Annotated in this window: 16 protein-coding genes; 9 read left to right on the top strand and 7 right to left on the bottom strand. The window is 40.6% G+C overall.

Annotated features, from left to right (window positions below):
• Positions 1-93 precede the first annotated feature (93 nt).
• From PDL71_RS07625 to PDL71_RS07610, 4 genes are all read right to left on the bottom strand, one after another.
• Positions 94-1,410: a hypothetical protein gene (locus tag PDL71_RS07625; RefSeq protein ID WP_407527584.1), complete on the bottom strand. Its 1,317-nt coding sequence runs from the start codon at positions 1,408-1,410 to the stop codon at positions 94-96.
• Between the two features lie 65 nt (positions 1,411-1,475).
• Positions 1,476-2,042 carry an ORF6N domain-containing protein gene (locus PDL71_RS07620; RefSeq protein WP_407527582.1) on the bottom strand — a complete coding sequence of 189 codons (567 nt, stop codon included), beginning with the start codon at positions 2,040-2,042 and terminating at the stop codon, positions 1,476-1,478.
• Positions 2,043-2,337: 295 nt separating this feature from the next.
• Positions 2,338-2,814, bottom strand: coding sequence for an acyl-CoA thioesterase (locus tag PDL71_RS07615; protein WP_407527579.1), 477 nt, complete (start codon positions 2,812-2,814; stop codon positions 2,338-2,340).
• 45 nt (positions 2,815-2,859) lie between these two features.
• Positions 2,860-3,456: a TetR/AcrR family transcriptional regulator gene (locus PDL71_RS07610; protein ID WP_407527576.1), complete on the bottom strand. Its 597-nt coding sequence runs from the start codon at positions 3,454-3,456 to the stop codon at positions 2,860-2,862.
• Between the two features lie 260 nt (positions 3,457-3,716).
• On the opposite strand from PDL71_RS07610, the gene PDL71_RS07605 reads away from it, so the two are divergent.
• The 5 genes from PDL71_RS07605 to PDL71_RS07585 all read left to right on the top strand — a co-directional run bounded on the left by PDL71_RS07605 (position 3,717) and on the right by PDL71_RS07585 (position 7,669).
• Positions 3,717-4,958, top strand: coding sequence for an erythromycin esterase family protein (locus PDL71_RS07605; protein ID WP_407527573.1), 1,242 nt, complete (start codon positions 3,717-3,719; stop codon positions 4,956-4,958).
• Positions 4,959-5,126: 168 nt separating this feature from the next.
• The gene (locus tag PDL71_RS07600; RefSeq protein ID WP_407527571.1) at positions 5,127-5,681 is read left to right on the top strand and encodes an RNA polymerase sigma factor; all 555 of its coding nucleotides are present in this window, start codon (positions 5,127-5,129) and stop codon (positions 5,679-5,681) included.
• 43 nt (positions 5,682-5,724) lie between these two features.
• The gene (locus PDL71_RS07595) at positions 5,725-6,006 is read left to right on the top strand and encodes a hypothetical protein (protein ID WP_407527569.1); all 282 of its coding nucleotides are present in this window, start codon (positions 5,725-5,727) and stop codon (positions 6,004-6,006) included.
• A gap of 1 nt (position 6,007) precedes the next feature.
• Positions 6,008-6,478, top strand: a complete 471-nt coding sequence (locus tag PDL71_RS07590) for a Spy/CpxP family protein refolding chaperone (protein ID WP_407527566.1) — start codon at positions 6,008-6,010, stop codon at positions 6,476-6,478.
• Positions 6,479-6,490: 12 nt separating this feature from the next.
• Positions 6,491-7,669, top strand: a complete 1,179-nt coding sequence (locus PDL71_RS07585) for a cytochrome-c peroxidase (RefSeq protein ID WP_407527563.1) — start codon at positions 6,491-6,493, stop codon at positions 7,667-7,669.
• 68 nt (positions 7,670-7,737) lie between these two features.
• Here PDL71_RS07585 and rimO read toward each other — a convergent pair whose 3' ends face one another.
• Positions 7,738-9,048, bottom strand: a complete 1,311-nt coding sequence (gene rimO / locus PDL71_RS07580; protein ID WP_407527560.1) for a 30S ribosomal protein S12 methylthiotransferase RimO — start codon at positions 9,046-9,048, stop codon at positions 7,738-7,740.
• 167 nt (positions 9,049-9,215) lie between these two features.
• Here rimO and PDL71_RS07575 point away from each other — a divergent pair, with 167 nt between their 5' ends.
• The 3 genes from PDL71_RS07575 to PDL71_RS07565 all read left to right on the top strand — a co-directional run bounded on the left by PDL71_RS07575 (position 9,216) and on the right by PDL71_RS07565 (position 13,296).
• The gene (locus PDL71_RS07575) at positions 9,216-9,704 is read left to right on the top strand and encodes a hypothetical protein (RefSeq protein WP_407527557.1); all 489 of its coding nucleotides are present in this window, start codon (positions 9,216-9,218) and stop codon (positions 9,702-9,704) included.
• A gap of 464 nt (positions 9,705-10,168) precedes the next feature.
• Positions 10,169-11,815: a helix-hairpin-helix domain-containing protein gene (locus PDL71_RS07570; RefSeq protein ID WP_407527554.1), complete on the top strand. Its 1,647-nt coding sequence runs from the start codon at positions 10,169-10,171 to the stop codon at positions 11,813-11,815.
• Positions 11,816-11,949: 134 nt separating this feature from the next.
• Positions 11,950-13,296 carry a dihydroorotase gene (locus tag PDL71_RS07565; RefSeq protein ID WP_407527551.1) on the top strand — a complete coding sequence of 449 codons (1,347 nt, stop codon included), beginning with the start codon at positions 11,950-11,952 and terminating at the stop codon, positions 13,294-13,296.
• Between the two features lie 130 nt (positions 13,297-13,426).
• Here PDL71_RS07565 and katG read toward each other — a convergent pair whose 3' ends face one another.
• Entirely contained in the window at positions 13,427-15,646 is a 2,220-nt protein-coding gene (gene katG / locus PDL71_RS07560) for a catalase/peroxidase HPI (protein WP_407527549.1), read from the bottom strand.
• Between the two features lie 108 nt (positions 15,647-15,754).
• Here katG and PDL71_RS07555 point away from each other — a divergent pair, with 108 nt between their 5' ends.
• On the top strand, positions 15,755-16,690 hold the full coding sequence (locus tag PDL71_RS07555) for a LysR substrate-binding domain-containing protein (protein ID WP_407527546.1): 936 nt from the start codon (positions 15,755-15,757) through the stop codon (positions 16,688-16,690).
• Positions 16,691-16,711: 21 nt separating this feature from the next.
• Here the strand turns inward: PDL71_RS07555 and PDL71_RS07550 are convergent, their stop codons facing one another.
• Positions 16,712-17,221 carry a nuclear transport factor 2 family protein gene (locus PDL71_RS07550; protein WP_407527544.1) on the bottom strand — a complete coding sequence of 170 codons (510 nt, stop codon included), beginning with the start codon at positions 17,219-17,221 and terminating at the stop codon, positions 16,712-16,714.
• Positions 17,222-17,225 lie beyond the last annotated feature (4 nt).

Raw genomic sequence — 17,225 nt, 5'->3', positions numbered from 1 at the left:
TGGCGGCTGGTTTTCCGGCTTTTCGCTGTACCTGCGCTACGCTGCGGTGCCGCTGCAATCCGGCAGCCCGTGGTGAATGATTTATTAATTGGGCTAATTGGATGACTTGCTAGAAGAAAAACCACAGTTATAACAGTAATTTGGATACATAACCTGATTATAAAAAACTCCATCGAAGATTTTACTCCAATTTGCTTTTATGTATGAACTGTAATGAAGAGGCGCCATATAAAATGAAAAATCAAGATCACGAAGGTTTACAAAAGCATGGGCGAGAGATTGATTAAATAAAAAATACTCTAAACTTCTTGAGTGCATTTTTGGAAGATCGAATAAACGCCCCACATACTCAGCACCCCGTTGCCCGGTACTTGAAATAAAAGCGAATGTAGCAGTTACGTTACTAAATTCCGAGCCGGATAAATATTCTCCAAATGTCATAGAATTGGGACTCATATACTTTGCGAACCCTGATTCACTTTTATAGTTTTTTTGAGAATGATATGCTGATACAACGATTATTGTTTTTTGACCCTTTATAATATTAGCTTTTAGCCATTTAAAGTTTTCAAACATCAAACTGTCCCGCATAGAATAAAACAGGCTAAGTTCTTTTTCATAATGCCCATTTTTATTACCAACTACGTAAGGCCGCACTAAAGTCCAGCGTGCATAGTTTAACAGATTTTCCCAGATTTTATCTTTTATTAGTTTGCATGGGATATCTATTGTATTCATTGCTGCCCGAATTTTGCCAATACATGAAGCAATGAGCATATACCACTTATTATTAATATTATTATTCACTCCCACCCCAAAAGATTCAACTACAAGTCTTCGAAATTCAGCCCAATCATTTTTATTTTCAGAAATGTATTTTATCATTTCAGGATAAGCTTCTACTTCCTTAATCAATTTTTCCCAGGAATCACTACCCTGAATTTCAATGTCAAGCCCACCAATAAATATTGATTTTTCTTTTGTAGAGTCTATAATATATCTCAACAAACTAACAACTGGCTTTCTGGTAAAATAAGCGTTATGCATTTTGTCAATAACTGATTCAACCGATACTTTATCAGAAATACCAGAATTGAGAAAGTATGTTTCGTGTAACGAAGACTCAGTAATGAGCACTGTGAAACCCTTTTTTGCTATTAAGTATTTAATTACTTCTGATCGTATTGCTTCGGTTGCACCATCCTGGTGAGTATCTTCACTTAAAATGATTAAGCTTTTCTGTGAAATTAAGCTATCAATCATGGAGAAATCATTAACCGATTGATCAAGAAAAATTGGGGTTACTCTGTTATTAATCTCACCAAAGCTGTTTCTTTTCACTTGAGCAAATACAGATTTTGTAAAGATTAATCCGTGGGACAAGACAACAAAAAGAAGAATCGACTTCACAATGATATATTTTAAAAAATAATTAATTCAGCAGAAGTAGTTTTGAAACTATTAATCAAAAACAATCACTTCTTCCTGAACCCAATCCGTTCCCTTTCCTCCCATTTCCGCTCTGTAGCTTTATCATCCAACAAATTTTCTAAAGCGTCATATATCTGGCTTAGCTGCACATCATGTTCACCCATGCGTTCTTTAATAAGCTTTAATTGTTCTTTCAAATCAGACTCCTGCAACAATACTTTTCTTATTTCCACAAATGCCCGCATAATGGCAATGTTCATTTTAATAGCCCGTTCGCTGTTAAGGATACCGCTGAGCATGGCAACACCTTGTTCAGTAAATGCATAAGGCAAGTACTTACTATGCTGGCCCCGTCCTTTCTTTAAGGTTTCATTCTGCAACCTTAAAGAGTCAGAAGTTTCTAAGGTTTCAATTTGAAACCTTAAACCTTCAAATTCTTCTTTGGTTAATTGAAACATAAAATCAGTTGGGAAACGCTGGATATTTCGCTTCACCGCAAGATTTAGCGACTTAGTTTCTGTACCGTAAAGAAATGCCAAATCCCTGTCCAGCATTACCCGTTCGCCTCTTATTTCATAAATGCGGTTTTGGATGCTTCTCATAATTTGCATAAAGGAATGTTTTGCAGTTAAGATAATACTTTTAAAAAAAAATGAGGTCACAAATTGCAGCCTCAAAAAGTTCACCGGCTTCAAGGTCACAAATTCCCTTAATGGTTGGTGTCCTCACCAACCACATCCTTACCGTAACTACCAATTCGGTTGGTGGGGACACCAACCGATAAGTAAAATACTTTTCAAAAGAATGCGGTCACAGATTGTGACCGCATTCTTTTGAGGTTTCAATTTGCCACCTCAAAAGCTCACCAGCTTCAAGGTCACAATTTGTGACCTTGAACCTCTCCCCTCAATTCCCGTTCCGCATCAACCATCCCGCTCTTTCTTCAAAAACAGTTTGCTCTACAGGCAGCAATACATCCGCAAATAATTGCAGATAAGGTGCGGCATGCTCTACCGCTTTTTGTGCGGCAATATCCACATGTATAAACTTTACCCACAGCAGGGCTTTGAGTTTGGTATGGGCTTCATTCCACATCTTAATTTCTACCTGCAGACTTTTCGGTGCATAGCTGATGAGTTGCGATTCTATCAACACCGTTTCCATGGTAAATGCCGGGCTGATGTAGGCAACCTGGTTCGATGCAACCACCCATCCCCTGCCGGTGGTTTTAGCCACTTCAAACACATCCAGCTGATAATGTTCAATCAGGTGGTCTTCCCTTGCATTGATCATGTAATCAATATAACGTGCATTGTTTAAATGATTAAACGGGTCACAATCCTGGAAGCGGATTTTTACTTTGCTTGATAAGAGTTTGTTCATTGTGTTCATTTTTATACCGATTGGTATATTTTTAATTAAAAAAATTTATGCTGTCAGCTTTTCACGGATTATGGTTTCCAGCAGATCCATCACATTACTGATATAGGTTTTGTCTTTATGGGTAAAGGCCATGAAAACACTGCCTTCAATCATGGCATAAATGGTACGGGCATAAACAGCCGCATCCACATTTTTTTTGATTTCCTTTTTTTGAATACCGGTTTCAATAATGTTTCGCAAACTGTTTTCCAGTTTTAGTGCAGTTTGCTTTACCTCCCGGAACAGAGCCGGGTTTACATTGTTGGCATCTACACCTACATTCAAAACCGGACATCCGCCTATTCCTTTCACCTGTTCATAGTAGTTACGGTAATAGTTGGTGAGTGCAAACAGTTTATCAACTGCATTCTCATGCCCGGCCATTTCTTCTGACAAGGGCAAAATAATATCCCTCACATTCTGCTTAAAAGCCAAAATGGCCAGTTCTTCTTTGTTGGCAAAGTTTCCATAAATGGCGCCTTTGGTTAACCCGGTAATCTTTGTTACATCAGAAAGACTCGTACCCACATAACCATGTTTATTAAACACGGGAGCTACTTTCTGTACAATAAATTGGGTAGTATGTTCTGCTTTGGATGCCATGGAGTGTAAAGTTAGGGTTTTATACCGATTGGTATATTTTTATTTTTTTAAAGCCCGGTGTTTTCCCATCTGATGCAAGCGTCAGGCTTGTACCTGGTATTAAATTGGAGCTACATTGTTCATCTCTAACTTCATAAATACATTCTCGGATGCTTTTCAGAATCTGTATGTGTAAGTATTTGTTTTAAAACAAAAAATCCCGCAAAAGCAAAACCCTAAAAGATGTACACCATTAAAGCAGAATAAAATATTTTTATCCCATGAAATACCTGCTGCCTTTACTGCTCATAACCTTCAATGCTTTTTCACAAAAACGCATTCAGCATTTTGTACAGTCCAATGCAGCAGCTATTCAATCAATCGATCCTTTGGATACTTCTTTTGCTGCGTTGAATGTTCTTGATAAAGCCATCAGCGGCAAACGGGTCATTATGCTGGGCGAACAGGATCATGGGGATGCAACCGCATTCCTGGCTAAAACCAAACTCATCCGTTACCTGCATGAGCATCATGGATTTAATATACTGGCTTTTGAAAGTGATTTTTTTGCCTTAACGGCAGGCGGGCAACAGGTAAAAGATACGGCTACGTTGAGAACATACCTCCAGCAAAATCTCTTTCCAATGTGGACGTATTGTACAGCCGCTGCTCCTTTGTTTTACAACTATCTGCCTCAGCAGTTGCTCAATGGCACACCGCTCACCGTCACAGGTTTTGATACACAGCTGCACGGCTCCCGGTCAAAAGAAAAGTTGCACAAGTATCTTGATACAGCGTTAACAGCGGAGCGTTTCCCTGTAAAAGAGTTGAGCAGCCGCAAACAAGCCATCCTGCAACTCGTGGATTCTTTAATCATCAGCTACGGACGTACGTTTTACACGCCAGATTACTTCCAAACCATGGAGCATTACCTGAAGGAACTGATCCGTGCTGATCAACAAAAACAAAAAGATTCCTACCTGTCTGTATTACTCAACAGCCTCAGTGCTTTGTGCAGACAAACAAGGGCACGGTTTACGCCTTCCACTTCAGAAAGTTCCAGGGACGAAGGCATGGCAGCTAATTTAAACTGGCTGGTGAATGAAAAATACAAAAATGAGAAAATCATTGTATGGGCTGCGAATGCTCACATAATGAAGAACAGTCAAATGGTAGTGGGCAGCAACTTCTTTAAAAGCATGGGTAGTTATTTCTGCAGCAAGTCAAACAACCAACTGCAAACTTATATCCTTGGATTTGCATCCAGGCAGGGCATGGCAGGAAGACTTTTTTACAATGGCAGTTTTACAGTAAAAGAACCTTTTGCCACATCATTTGAAAACTGGATACAGCATCCTTATGCGTTTATTGATTTTACAGGATACAATGTCGTGTCAAAAAAGAAAGAAGATTTTTACCTGAAAGGCATCGATCATTTCTGGAATGGATATGGCAAATGGACCACTGCTTTTGATGGCATCTTCTATATCCAAAACATGGAGGCTTGTAAAGACATTCACTAATTAAAAGTATTCTTTTAAAATGATTGGCGTCCTCACCAACCGCAACTTTACCACAACTCTCATTTCGGTTTGAGAGGACATAACCGATAAAATAAAAATCAACCCAACATCTGCCCGTTCATTCCTGTTTCACACTTTATTCAGTAAAACTTTTCTATTTTCATCGGCATGTTGCCCGATTTCCGGAACGATAAAGATGCTTTTGCTGCTTTCATTCAACAGCACCAGTCGCTGGTGATGAATACGGCATTGGGTATTGTACAAAACATGGAGGATGCAGAAGAAATAACGCAGGATGTGTTCCTGGAAGTGTATCATCAATATCCAACCTTCAAAGGCGAATCAAGCATCAGCACCTGGCTCTACCGTATCACCAGCAACAAATGCATTGATCTGCTGCGGCGGAAAAAAAGCAAAAAGCGTTTTGCATTCATCACCGGTTTGTTTACTGCAGATTCTAATGAGCCGGTTACAGACGCTGCTCATTTTGTACATCCCGGTGTACAGGCTGAGAATAAAGAAAAAGCAGCCATTCTTTTTAAAGCCATTGAACAACTGCCGGAAAAACAGAAAACAGCCTATGTGTTATGCGAAATGGAACAGCTGAGCTACCGTGAAATAGCGGAAGTAATGCATTTATCCGTATCATCCGTAGAGGCTTTATTGTTCCGTGCCCGGCAAAACCTTCGGAAAATCCTGGAAAATTTTTACAGGAACCTGTAAACAGCAAAAGTTTTTTTATGAATTCACGTCAAAACAAATGTATATGCAGCAAGAACAATGGATAAGGGAAGTAATGAGCAGCCTTGAGGGCCTTGAGAAAGCGGAAGGAAATCCTTACCTGGCCACCCGTGTATTAGCCCGGCTGGAAAAGCCTGTAATCCGGCAGCGTACTTCGCTAAGGCCTGTTTTAGCATTAGCTTCAGCAGCAGTACTCATTCTTTTGCTCAATGTATTCTTATGGAGCAGGGATTTGCCTGATACCGGCGAACAGGTTACAACTGCTACCCGTGTGTATGATTATGATTTAACCTCCATTGATTACTAACATGAACAGAACCACAATTTTAACGATACTGGTTGTACTACTTATGGCTGTAAATGCAGTTACATTATACCTGCTGTTTCAAAAAGACGCACGCAGGGAAAGACGCTTCAACCCCTCCCAGTTATTTGAAAAACTGCAGTTGGATGCTAAACAGGAAGAACAGTTTGAAGCGCTCCGTAAAACTCATTTTCAAAAAAGAGACTCGTTGCGCAATGAAGAAATGAGGTTACGTAAAGCTATGTCTGCAATGATTACCAACGGCGTAACAGATAGCATACAGATAGATTCTATTACCCGGCAACTGGCTGTGAACCGCCGGGCATTTGACCTGAATTTCTACAATCATTTTCTGCAATTACGTTCGGTGCTCAGACCGGAGCAACAGGCGCACTTTGGCGAAGTAATGGAAATGATTATGAGACGAATGGGACCTCCCGGAGGTGGCCGACCTCCCCAAAAGCCGCATCCCTAAACACAACATGATATGTATCCATCACCCAAATCAACCACCCTTGTTCTTTCGTTTATCATTGCAGGCATTATTGCCATCAGCAGTTGTAAAAAAACTTCAACTACTCCCGATCCTGTACCTGCATCAAACGCACTGGCAGCACTGAATCTTCCGGAGAATCCTTTTTCTTATGCCGCCATAAACTTACCGGGCTTTTTAACGGCACCGCCCATTGTTGCACAGATCAACACACCTGCAGATAACCCGATTACTGATTGGGGCTCTACTTTAGGTAGAGTTTTATTTTATGACAAAACCCTTTCTGTAAATAAAAGTATTTCCTGCGCCAGTTGTCATCAACAGGAGCACGGTTTCAGTGATACCAGAGTTTTAAGTAAAGGTTTTAATAATGGCAATACGGGCAGACATTCCATGAGTCTTGTAAATGCACGTTATTATCCTAACCGCCGTTTTTTTTGGGATGAAAGAGCAGCTACTTTAGAGCAACAGGTATTACAACCCATACAAGATGCCGTTGAAATGGGAATGAGGCTTGATACGATGATAAACCGTTTGAATTCTACAACACATTATCCCTTCTTATTTGAAAAAGCTTTTGGTGATAAAACAATTAACAGCGACAGGGTATCAAAAGCACTTTCACAGTTTGTAAGAAGTATTGTTTCTTATCAAACAAAGTTTGACAGTGGTTTTGCAGCGGTACCACCCGGTTCAAATATCGGTAACACAACCTTCCCCAATTTTACTGCCGGCGAAAACAGGGGGAAAGCATTATTCTTTAGTCCGGAGCTTGCTTGCGCCAGCTGTCATGGTACTCCTACATTTACAGGGCCAAATGCACAAAATAATGGCCTAGATGCAACGTTTACAGATTTTGGAGTTGGTGGTGTTAATGGCAACCCTGCAGATAACGGAAAATTCAAAGTACCCTCTTTGAAAAGTATTGAACTCACAGCGCCTTATATGCACGATGGGCGTTTTGCTACCTTAGAGCAGGTGATAGAACATTATAACAGTGGCGTTCAGGCGAACCCCAACCTGGCACCTCAACTCCGCAACCCGCCACCGGGCAGGGGTGTAAAACGTTTGAACCTTAGCCAGCAGCAAAAAGATGATTTACTGGCTTTTATGAAGACCTTAACTGACAGAACTATTTCAACAGATGTAAAGTTTTCCAATCCATTCAAATAAATGAAGCCGCAATAAAAACGGGGTGTTGCTTTGCAACACCCCGTTTAGTTTAAAAATATCTATAAATCTTATTTTACAATTTCTCCTTCCAGATCATAATCAAAGGCTTTTGTAATTTTAACGTTTACAAATTCCCCGATGGGCAGTTTCGCATCGCTTTGAATCACCACTTCATTATCTACTTCCACACTGTCAAATTCAGTACGGCCTAAATAACGGCCGGCTTCCTTTTTATCAATGATCGTCTTAAATGTTTTGCCGATTTTTTCCTGGTTGAGCTCATAAGATATTTCCTGCTGCACACTCATTACATCCTGCGCTCTTCGCTCCTTCTCTGCAGCAGGCACATCATCCGTTAATTCATAACCGCTGGTGCCTTCTTCATGACTGTAAGTGAAAATACCCACACGGTCAAATCGGTGCTTTTGTAAAAATTCTTTGGTTTCTTCAATATCATCCAATGTTTCACCGGGAAAACCTGCAATCAAAGTTGTGCGTAAGCAAAGCCCGGGCACTTTTTCCCTTACAGCTGCTATTAATTCTTCTGTTTCGCTCCTGGTAATTTGCCGGCGCATAGCTTTCAGCATTTTATCACTCGCATGTTGCAAAGGCATATCCAGGTAGTTGCAGATATTATCCCGCTCCCGCATTACATCCAGAATTTCCAACGGAAATTTATGCGGATAAGCGTAATGCAAACGGATCCATTCCAAACCTTTCACATCTGCTAAACGATGCATCAGATCCGGCAGCATTCGTTTTTTGTACAGATCCAGTCCGTAATAAGTTAGTTCCTGTGCAATGAGCATTACTTCTTTCACACCTTTTTTTACAAGACCTTCCGCTTCCTTCACTAAATCATCCATGCTTTTACTTACATGCCCGCCCCTCATGAGAGGAATAGCACAAAACGCACAGGTACGGTTACAACCTTCACTTATTTTGAGATAAGCATAATGCTGAGGTGTAGCCAGCAAACGCTCACCAATCAATTCTTTTTTATAATCAGCCTCCAGCTTTTTAAGCATGAGCGGTAATTCCATTGTACCAAACCATGCATCTACTTCCGGAATTTCTTTTTCCAGATCGCTACGGTAGCGTTCACTCAAACAACCCGTAACATAAACCTTGTCCAGTTTTCCTTTTTGCTTTAGCTGCACCTGGTCTAAGATGGTATTAATACTTTCTTCCTTTGCTTTATCAATAAAGCCGCAGGTATTTACCACCACTATATTGTGATCCCGTTTTGTACTTTCATGTACCACCTCAATTTCATTAGCTAATAACTGGCCGCTCAACACTTCACTGTCCACCATATTCTTACTGCAGCCCAGTGTAATAATGTTCACTTTGTTTTTTTGTAATGTTTTACTCTTCACGTATGCTTTTTTATTTGATACTGTATACCCGTTTTATAGAAACAGCCGGATTATTTTTTCCTGCGGCGGCAAAGGTACTACTCTGCCGCTGAACCATCTTTTCTGCCTTCATTTCATTTTTGGCATCATTTTTTCAAGGGGTGGTTTCAACAAAACAAAAACACATTATGAAAAAAATCATCCTATTGGCTGTTATTGTTACAGCCTCAGTAGTTCAGGTAAATGCCCAGTCCATGGGCTCCACTTACAAAACAGCGTTAGGCGTTAAGTTTTACCCCGGAGCAGGTATTACTGTAAAGCATTTTGTAAAAAGCAATGCTGCGTTAGAAGGCATTGGCTATTTCTGGAGAGATGGTATGCGACTAACGGGCTTGTATGAGTTTCATGGCGATATTAATGGCGCCCCTGGCTTGAAATGGTACGTTGGTCCGGGTGCACATGTCGGCTTTTGGAACGACCGTTACTGGAGAGATCGCTATGGCCGTCGTGTAGGTGGTGCCGTAATTGGTATTGATGGAGTGCTGGGACTTGATTACAAGTTTAAAAACGCTCCCATTAACATGAGCCTTGATTGGCAGCCCAGCTTTGAATTTGGAACGTATGGCGATGGGTTTTCCGGCAATTGGGGCGGATTGGCAGTACGTTATACATTCTGATTAACCTTAAATGATGAGAGAGCCTCCATTGTATGGAGGCTTTTTTATACATAGGGTACAAACGAAAAAAACAGACTTCTTTAATTTTTACTTTAGGTAAATAATCTGTAATTAAATGGAATCAAAACCTGTAAAACATTGATTTTTAGAAAATTAATTTTTTAAATTTCTCTAAATAAATATTTTATTTTTCAAAAAAAATACTATTTTACATGCGTATTATATGAGAATTCAACAGGAAGCCCCGTTTAGAATTCAATTATCCTCCAAAAACCAAAACGATCTGTCAGCATGAAAACATTATACCGGTAATCACCGGGGTCCGACCTCATCAGAGTCCGACCCAATGTCCGTGAAAAACTTCCGAAAGGAAGTTTTTCTCTTTTAAAGCAATACAGGCCTCAGAGTTTCTCACTGCCACCCCGCTTCTTCCTATCTTGCAAGCCAAGACCAACATTGAACACATGCCCACCAATTATGAAATTGCTGATCAGTTTTCGCTCCTGAGTAAACTGATGGATATACACGGAGAAAACAGTTTTAAAGCGAAATCCTATGCCGCCGCTGCTTTTCAAATTGAGAAACTGCCGGTTCAGTTGGCCGATGTGGAGCCTTCAAAGATTGCATCCTATAAAGGCGTTGGCGAAAGCACTGCTAAAAAAGTAATTGAAATACTGCAAACAGGTACGCTCAAAGCTTTACAGGACCTCATTGCAAATACACCGCCGGGAGTTATTGAAATGCTCAACATCAAAGGTATCGGTCCAAAAAAAATCGCTACCATCTGGCATGAAATGGAAATTGAAACAGTAGGCGAACTTTATTATGCCTGCCAGGAAAACCGCTTGCTGCGTTACAAAGGTTTTGGTGAAAAAACACAGCAAACCGTAATGGAGAGCATTGAGTTTATTGAGCAGCATAAAGGGGTTCACCTGTATGCAGATGTGGAAGCTTATGTGCAGGCCATCGATAAAAATTTAAAAGACCACTTTCCGGGTGAACGCTTTGCACTTACAGGTGAATTTGTACGGCAGATGGAAGTGATTCATTTAGTAGAATGGGTTACTACCGCCGGCACAACTTCCTTGAAACAGTTATTTGAAACTACCCGTTTTACAACTGAAGAAGAACAGGATCATACGATTGCATTTAAAGGCCCTGAGAATGTAGTGCTGAAATTTCATACAGCTACACACAGCAACTTTGGAACAGTGTTGTTTCAAACTTCTGCATCTGAAGGATTTTTAGAAGCATGGGGAACTGTAACCAATGTACCGGATGAAGCTCAACTATTTGCTGAGAAAAACATTGCTTTTATTCCCCACGCTTTACGGGAAGTTTATACTGAATCTCCCGTAACAGACCTCATTGATGTATCATCTATAAAAGGTATCATTCACAGTCATAGTAAATGGAGCGATGGAAGTAACTCCATTGAGGAAATGGCACGCTATGCACAAAGTATTGGTATGGAGTACCTCGTCATCAGCGATCACAGTAAAAGTGCCGGGTATGCTAATGGATTATCAGCTGAACGGATACTGGAGCAACACCGGGAGATTGACACCCTTAATCAAAAACTCAATGGCTTCCGAATATTTAAAAGTATTGAAGCTGATATACTGGGTGATGGCAGCCTGGATTATGATGAGGATGTACTGAGCAGTTTTGATCTCGTCATTGCATCAGTTCACAGTAACCTGAAGATGACAGAAGAAAAAGCGATGATGCGATTGATGAATGCTATTGAAAACCCTTACACTACCATTCTCGGTCACATGACAGGACGTTTATTATTAAGCCGTAATGGCTACCCTGTGAATCACGAAAAAATTATTGATGCCTGTGTTGCCAACCAGGTCGTGATTGAACTGAATGCTCATCCCCGCAGGCTTGATATTGACTGGCGCTGGATTGAAAAAGCCATCAACAAAGGAGCGCTCATTTCCATCAACCCGGATGCGCATGAACTGAGTGGTTTTCATGATATACGTTTTGGTGTACTGGCAGCGCAAAAGGGAAAACTTACAAACAGCAATAACCTCAGCAGTTATTCATTGCAGACATTTGAAAATTACATCAGCGAATTGAGACGAGATAAAGGTATTTAATGTAAGCTCCTGTAATTCCCGGAGTAAAGTAACGCATACTTCAATTATGAACGGCATTAAGTTGCCGTTGGTAATACGTACTTATTTAAATAGCATATGATCCAATTATAAATATAAAAGAACGGTATTATACAATGACAACTAAAACACTCTTGAAAAATATCAACATCGTAAATGAAGGACAAATATTTACTGCAGATGTTTTAATTGACGAAGGGTTCATCAAAAAAATTTCCCCCGGTATCGAAACTGCGGGAGTTCAGATTATTGATGGAACAGGTAAATATTTGTTTCCGGGAATTATTGATGGACAGGTACATTTTCGTGAACCGGGATTAACACACAAAGGTGATCTCTATACTGAAAGTAAAGCTGCTGTTGCGGGAGGCGTTACCTCTTTTATTGATATGCCCAACACTGTACCAAACGTATTAACCACAGAACTTCTTTACCAAAAATATGAAACAGCCGCTAAGCAATCGCTCGCAAATTTTGGATTCTTCCTGGGTGTTAATGGTGATAACATTGATACAATAACTCAACTTGACACTTCAGATATACTTGGCATTTCTGATGATGGTCTTTATTTTACAGGAAAGGGTAACCTTCTTGCAGACAACCCCGGAGTAATGGAAAAACTTTTTGCAAACTGCAAATCGATTATTGCCATTCATTCAGAAAAAGAAAAAATCATTGAGGAGAATGAAAAATGCTATCACAAAAAATACGGCGCAGAAATACCTGTAGAGTTTCATCCTTTGATCAGAAGTGAAGACGCTTGCTATGAAGCTACAAAACAAGCTATTACCCTAGCACATAAATACAATGCAAGACTGCATATCTTACATTTAAGTACAGAAGCAGAAACTCATTTGTTCAGAAATGATCTTCCGTTGAAAGACAAAAGAATTACCACAGAAGTCTCTGTACATCATTTGTGGTTTTCAAATAATGATTATTCAAGCTTAGGGACTCTTATCAAATGGAATCCGGCTATAAAAACAGAAACAGATAAAAAAGGATTACTGCAGGCTTTACTGGACGACAGAATTGATATCATAACAACAGACCATGCTCCGCATACTTTGGAAGAAAAACTTCAACCTTACTTACGGTCGATGTCCGGTGCTCCTATGGTCCAGCACTCTTTAAACATCATGCTTGAGTTTTACAAACAAGGGCTTATATCGCTGGAGAAGATTACGGAAAAAATGTGTCATAACCCCGCCATCATTTATAGCATTGAAAAAAGAGGATTTATACGGGAAGGCTATTTTGCCGATTTAACAATTGTTGACCTTACTGCAAATTGGATGGTAAGCAAAGAAAATCTTCTATATAAATGCGGTTGGTCGCCGCTTGAAGGTACAACTTTTGGAACCAAAGTCACACACACCTTTGTTAATGGTAATCTCATTTATGATAACGGAATTTTCTTTGAAGAAGTAAAAGGCAAAGCACTAACCATGTATAAAAAATAAAAGCTGCTCTGTGTTGACTGTTGAAACAGTTTAAAAGCAAGTTATTGAGAAATTCTAATCGTCAGTAAGCTTGTAAAAAAAAGCGATGATCTTATAAAATCATCGCTTTTTTAATTGTTGCATGTGTGCACTATACTAAATCAAAACGATCCAGCTGCATTACTTTATTCCATGCTGCTACAAAATCGTGTACGAATTTTTCTTTTCCATCTTCACAGGCATAAACTTCGGCTATAGCTCTCAGTTCTGTGTTGCTGCCAAAGATGAGATCGGCACGGGTAGCTGTCCATTTCATGTTACCTGTGACACGGTCTGTACCAAAGAAGCCTTGCTGCACTTTATCAGCTGCTTTCCAGGTAGTACTGAAATCCAGCAGGTTTATAAAGAAATCATTGGAAAGCACACCCGGTGTTTGTGTAAACACACCATGCTTTGAACCATCGTAATTTGTATCAAGCACACGCATACCTCCTACCAAAGCTGTCATTTCAGGAGCTGTAAGCGTTAATAACTGTGCTTTATCAACCAGCAACTCTTCAGAGGAGGCTCCCGCTTTTCTGCTTAGATAATTACGGAACCCATCTGCCACAGGTTCTAACACAGCAAATGATTCAGCATCTGTTTGCTGCTGTGATGCATCTGTACGACCGGGGGTAAAAGGCACTGTTACAGCAATACCAGCGGCAGCAGCTGCTTTTTCAACAGCGGCACAACCACCTAACACAATCAAATCCGCAAGTGATATTTTTTTATTTCCTGATTGAGCACTGTTGAACTCATTTTTAATTCCTTCCAGCACTGCTAATACTTTTTGTAATTGAGCAGGATTATTTACTTCCCAATTTTTTTGGGGAGCCAGGCGAATGCGTGCACCGTTGGCACCACCACGCTTATCAGAACCACGGAAAGTAGAAGCCGAAGCCCAGGCAGTTGAAACTAATTCACCTGTAGTTAATCCACTGTTGAGCAGTTTAGCTTTTAATGCGGCAATATCCGCTGCACTTATAAGTTCAAAATCAACAGCAGGAACAGGGTCTTGCCAAATCAAATCTTCAGCCGGCACTTCCGGACCAAGATAGCGGCTCTTGGGTCCCATGTCACGATGTGTTAATTTAAACCAGGCACGTGCAAAAGCATCTGCAAAAGCATCAGGGTTTTCATAAAACTTACGTGAAATTTTTTCGTATGCAGGATCTACACGAAGCGCCAGGTCGGTTGTAAGCATAAAGGGCTGATGAAATTTGCCCGGCACATGTGCATCAGGCACTAATCCTTCGCCTGCATTACCTTTTGGCTTCCATTGATGGGCACCTGCAGGGCTCTTGGTTAACTCCCACTCATAGCCGAAGAGGTTTTCAAAATAATTATTACTCCATTTTGTAGGAGTTGTAGTCCATGCGCCTTCCAGTCCGCTGGTAATCGTATCTTCCGCATTTCCTTTTCCAAAACTGTTTTTCCATCCCATACTTTGCTCTTCAATACCTGCAGCAGCAGGTTCACGACCTACATATTTAGACGGATCTGCAGCACCATGTGTTTTACCAAAGCTGTGACCACCTGCAATCAATGCCACTGTTTCTTCATCATTCATAGCCATACGTCCAAAAGTTTCACGGATGTCTCTTGCTGCAGCCAGCGGGTCAGGGTTACCGTTAGGGCCTTCAGGGTTTACATAAATCAAACCCATCTGTACAGCACCCAGTGGATTTTCCAGTTCACGGTCGCCGGTATAACGTTTGTCTCCCAGCCACTCTGTTTCACTGCCCCAGTAAATATCTTCTTCAGGTTCCCACACATCTTCACGACCGCCACCAAAACCAAATGTTTTGAAGCCCATTGTTTCAAGAGCTACATTACCGGCAAGAATCATCAAATCAGCCCATGAAATCTGCTTACCATATTTCTTTTTGATGGGCCACAGTAATAAACGGGCTTTATCAAGATTGGCATTGTCGGGCCAACTGTTGAGAGGTGCAAAACGTTGCGTGCCGCTTCCTGCACCGCCACGTCCATCCTGAATACGATACGTTCCGGCGCTGTGCCATGCCATACGAATCATGAATGGACCATAATGACCATAATCAGCAGGCCACCAATCCTGGGAGTTGGTCATAAGTTCGGCCAGGTCTTTTTTAATGGCTGCATAATCCAACTTTTTAAAAGATGCAGCATAGTCAAATTCTCTATCCATCGGATTAGAAAGAGAAGAATGCTGACGGAGAATATTCAATTTTAACTGATTGGGCCACCAGTCACGGTTATTAGTACCGCTACCTGCCCCCTGCTTTACGGTGCCGTTATGAAACGGGCACTGGCTGATGCCATTCATTGTTGTTACGTTCTGTTCCATATGCTAAAGATTAGTTGTTTGAGAAGATGTTCTCTTAAATAATCAAAACTACTGCAGGATGCGCAATAAATCTAATTGATTATTTTTATATTCATATAGTTATTGTCTATGACTCTTACACAACTGGAATATATTGTTGCACTGGATACTTACCGTCATTTTGCATTGGCAGCGGAAAAGTGTTTTGTTACACAACCCACGCTCAGCATGCAGATACAAAAACTGGAAGAAGAATTAGGTGTAAAGATTTTTGACCGCACTAAATTGCCCGTTATTCCTACTGAAATTGGTGCCAATATCCTTGCACAGGCACGGAATACTTTAAGAGAAGCCGGCATGATCAAACAGATGATTGATGACCAGAAACACACATTGGCAGGTGAACTGCGTATCGGCATCATCCCCACACTGGCGCCCTACCTGTTACCGCCACTTTATAAAGCCATGCGTGAGAAATATCCCAAGCTCAATCTTGTAATTAAAGAATCCATTACAGAAGAGGTGATTGATGAACTGAAAAAAAACAAGCTGGATTGCGGCATTGTTGTAACACCGCTTAAAGATCCTTCCATCAAAGAAGATGTACTTTTTTACGAAGAATTATATGTGTACGTATCCAGAAAAAATGCTTTGAGCGATAAAAAATATGTATTGCCTGCTGACATTGATCCCAATCAATTGTGGTTATTGGAAGAAGGGCATTGTTTCCGCTCACAAATACTGAACCTGTGTGAACTGCGACGCAGCAGCGACTTTCATTTTAAATATGAAACGGGAAATATTGAAACCCTGAAACGGATGGTGGACAAAAGTGATGGCATTACAATTCTTCCTGAACTGGCAATTATGGAACTGAATTCAACCCAAATGAAACTGGTGAAACGGCTGAAGCAACCCAGCCCTGCAAGAGAAGTAAGCCTTGTTACACACAGGGATCATATTAAAACGAAACTCATACAAACATTAAGGGATGAAATTATTACCATCATTCCGAAACCCATGCAAAAACTCCACAACAAAAAAATAGTTGAGATTAATTATTAAGATGTGAAGCTTCTCAGAAAATCAACGCTTCAAACTGTTGAGAATACTGTCTTCTGCTATTGCCTTCATGGGCACAACTGTATCCACTAATGCGTTTGGAATGGTCATACTTAAGACATATTGCTTCAGCTTCCAGTCAGAACCACTGCGTACAGCCACACCACTGCCACGGCATATTTTCATTTGAGTACTCAGCAATTCATCAAACCAGGCCAGTGTTCCGGTTGAATCAAAATAAACAGCTCGCTTTACCGTTTGAAAACTCCATGCTTTGCCACGATCAAAATAAGGTTTACTCCATTTCATAAACTCTTCTTTATTCCATCGCTCAGTGGCATCAGTACCCATAAAAACAGCATCATCAGCATAATAACTGAAGTAAGTGGCATAGTCAGCCCTTGCAGCAGCACTGTTTAAAGAGTCCAGCAAGGCAGCTACCTCTTTTGTTTGTACATCAACGTTTAATGATGGGCCAGCATTTTTACATGCTGTGAATAAAAAAAGAATTGATATAGCAAGCATTCGTTTCATAAAT

The organism is Lacibacter sp. MH-610 (genome assembly GCF_045780045.1).
In the GTDB taxonomy this organism is placed as follows: Bacteria; Bacteroidota; Bacteroidia; order Chitinophagales; family Chitinophagaceae; genus Lacibacter.
Note: the sequence above shows the minus strand (reverse complement) of the source record. Positions and strands in the feature narration are given on the sequence as shown.

Bases quoted from the DNA above. Each gene is read 5' to 3' on its own strand.
- PDL71_RS07620 (WP_407527582.1), bottom strand. From the start codon at position 2,042: ATGCAAATTATGAGAAGCATCCAAAACCGCATTTATGAAATAAGAGGC.
- PDL71_RS07615 (WP_407527579.1), bottom strand. From the start codon at position 2,814: ATGAACAAACTCTTATCAAGCAAAGTAAAAATCCGCTTCCAGGATTGT.
- PDL71_RS07610 (WP_407527576.1), bottom strand. From the start codon at position 3,456: ATGGCATCCAAAGCAGAACATACTACCCAATTTATTGTACAGAAAGTA.
- PDL71_RS07605 (WP_407527573.1), top strand. From the start codon at position 3,717: ATGAAATACCTGCTGCCTTTACTGCTCATAACCTTCAATGCTTTTTCA.
- PDL71_RS07600 (WP_407527571.1), top strand. From the start codon at position 5,127: ATGTTGCCCGATTTCCGGAACGATAAAGATGCTTTTGCTGCTTTCATT.
- PDL71_RS07595 (WP_407527569.1), top strand. From the start codon at position 5,725: ATGCAGCAAGAACAATGGATAAGGGAAGTAATGAGCAGCCTTGAGGGC.
- PDL71_RS07590 (WP_407527566.1), top strand. From the start codon at position 6,008: ATGAACAGAACCACAATTTTAACGATACTGGTTGTACTACTTATGGCT.
- PDL71_RS07585 (WP_407527563.1), top strand. From the start codon at position 6,491: ATGTATCCATCACCCAAATCAACCACCCTTGTTCTTTCGTTTATCATT.
- PDL71_RS07575 (WP_407527557.1), top strand. From the start codon at position 9,216: ATGAAAAAAATCATCCTATTGGCTGTTATTGTTACAGCCTCAGTAGTT.
- PDL71_RS07570 (WP_407527554.1), top strand. From the start codon at position 10,169: ATGCCCACCAATTATGAAATTGCTGATCAGTTTTCGCTCCTGAGTAAA.
- PDL71_RS07565 (WP_407527551.1), top strand. From the start codon at position 11,950: ATGACAACTAAAACACTCTTGAAAAATATCAACATCGTAAATGAAGGA.
- katG (WP_407527549.1), bottom strand. From the start codon at position 15,646: ATGGAACAGAACGTAACAACAATGAATGGCATCAGCCAGTGCCCGTTT.
- PDL71_RS07555 (WP_407527546.1), top strand. From the start codon at position 15,755: ATGACTCTTACACAACTGGAATATATTGTTGCACTGGATACTTACCGT.
- PDL71_RS07550 (WP_407527544.1), bottom strand. From the start codon at position 17,221: ATGAAACGAATGCTTGCTATATCAATTCTTTTTTTATTCACAGCATGT.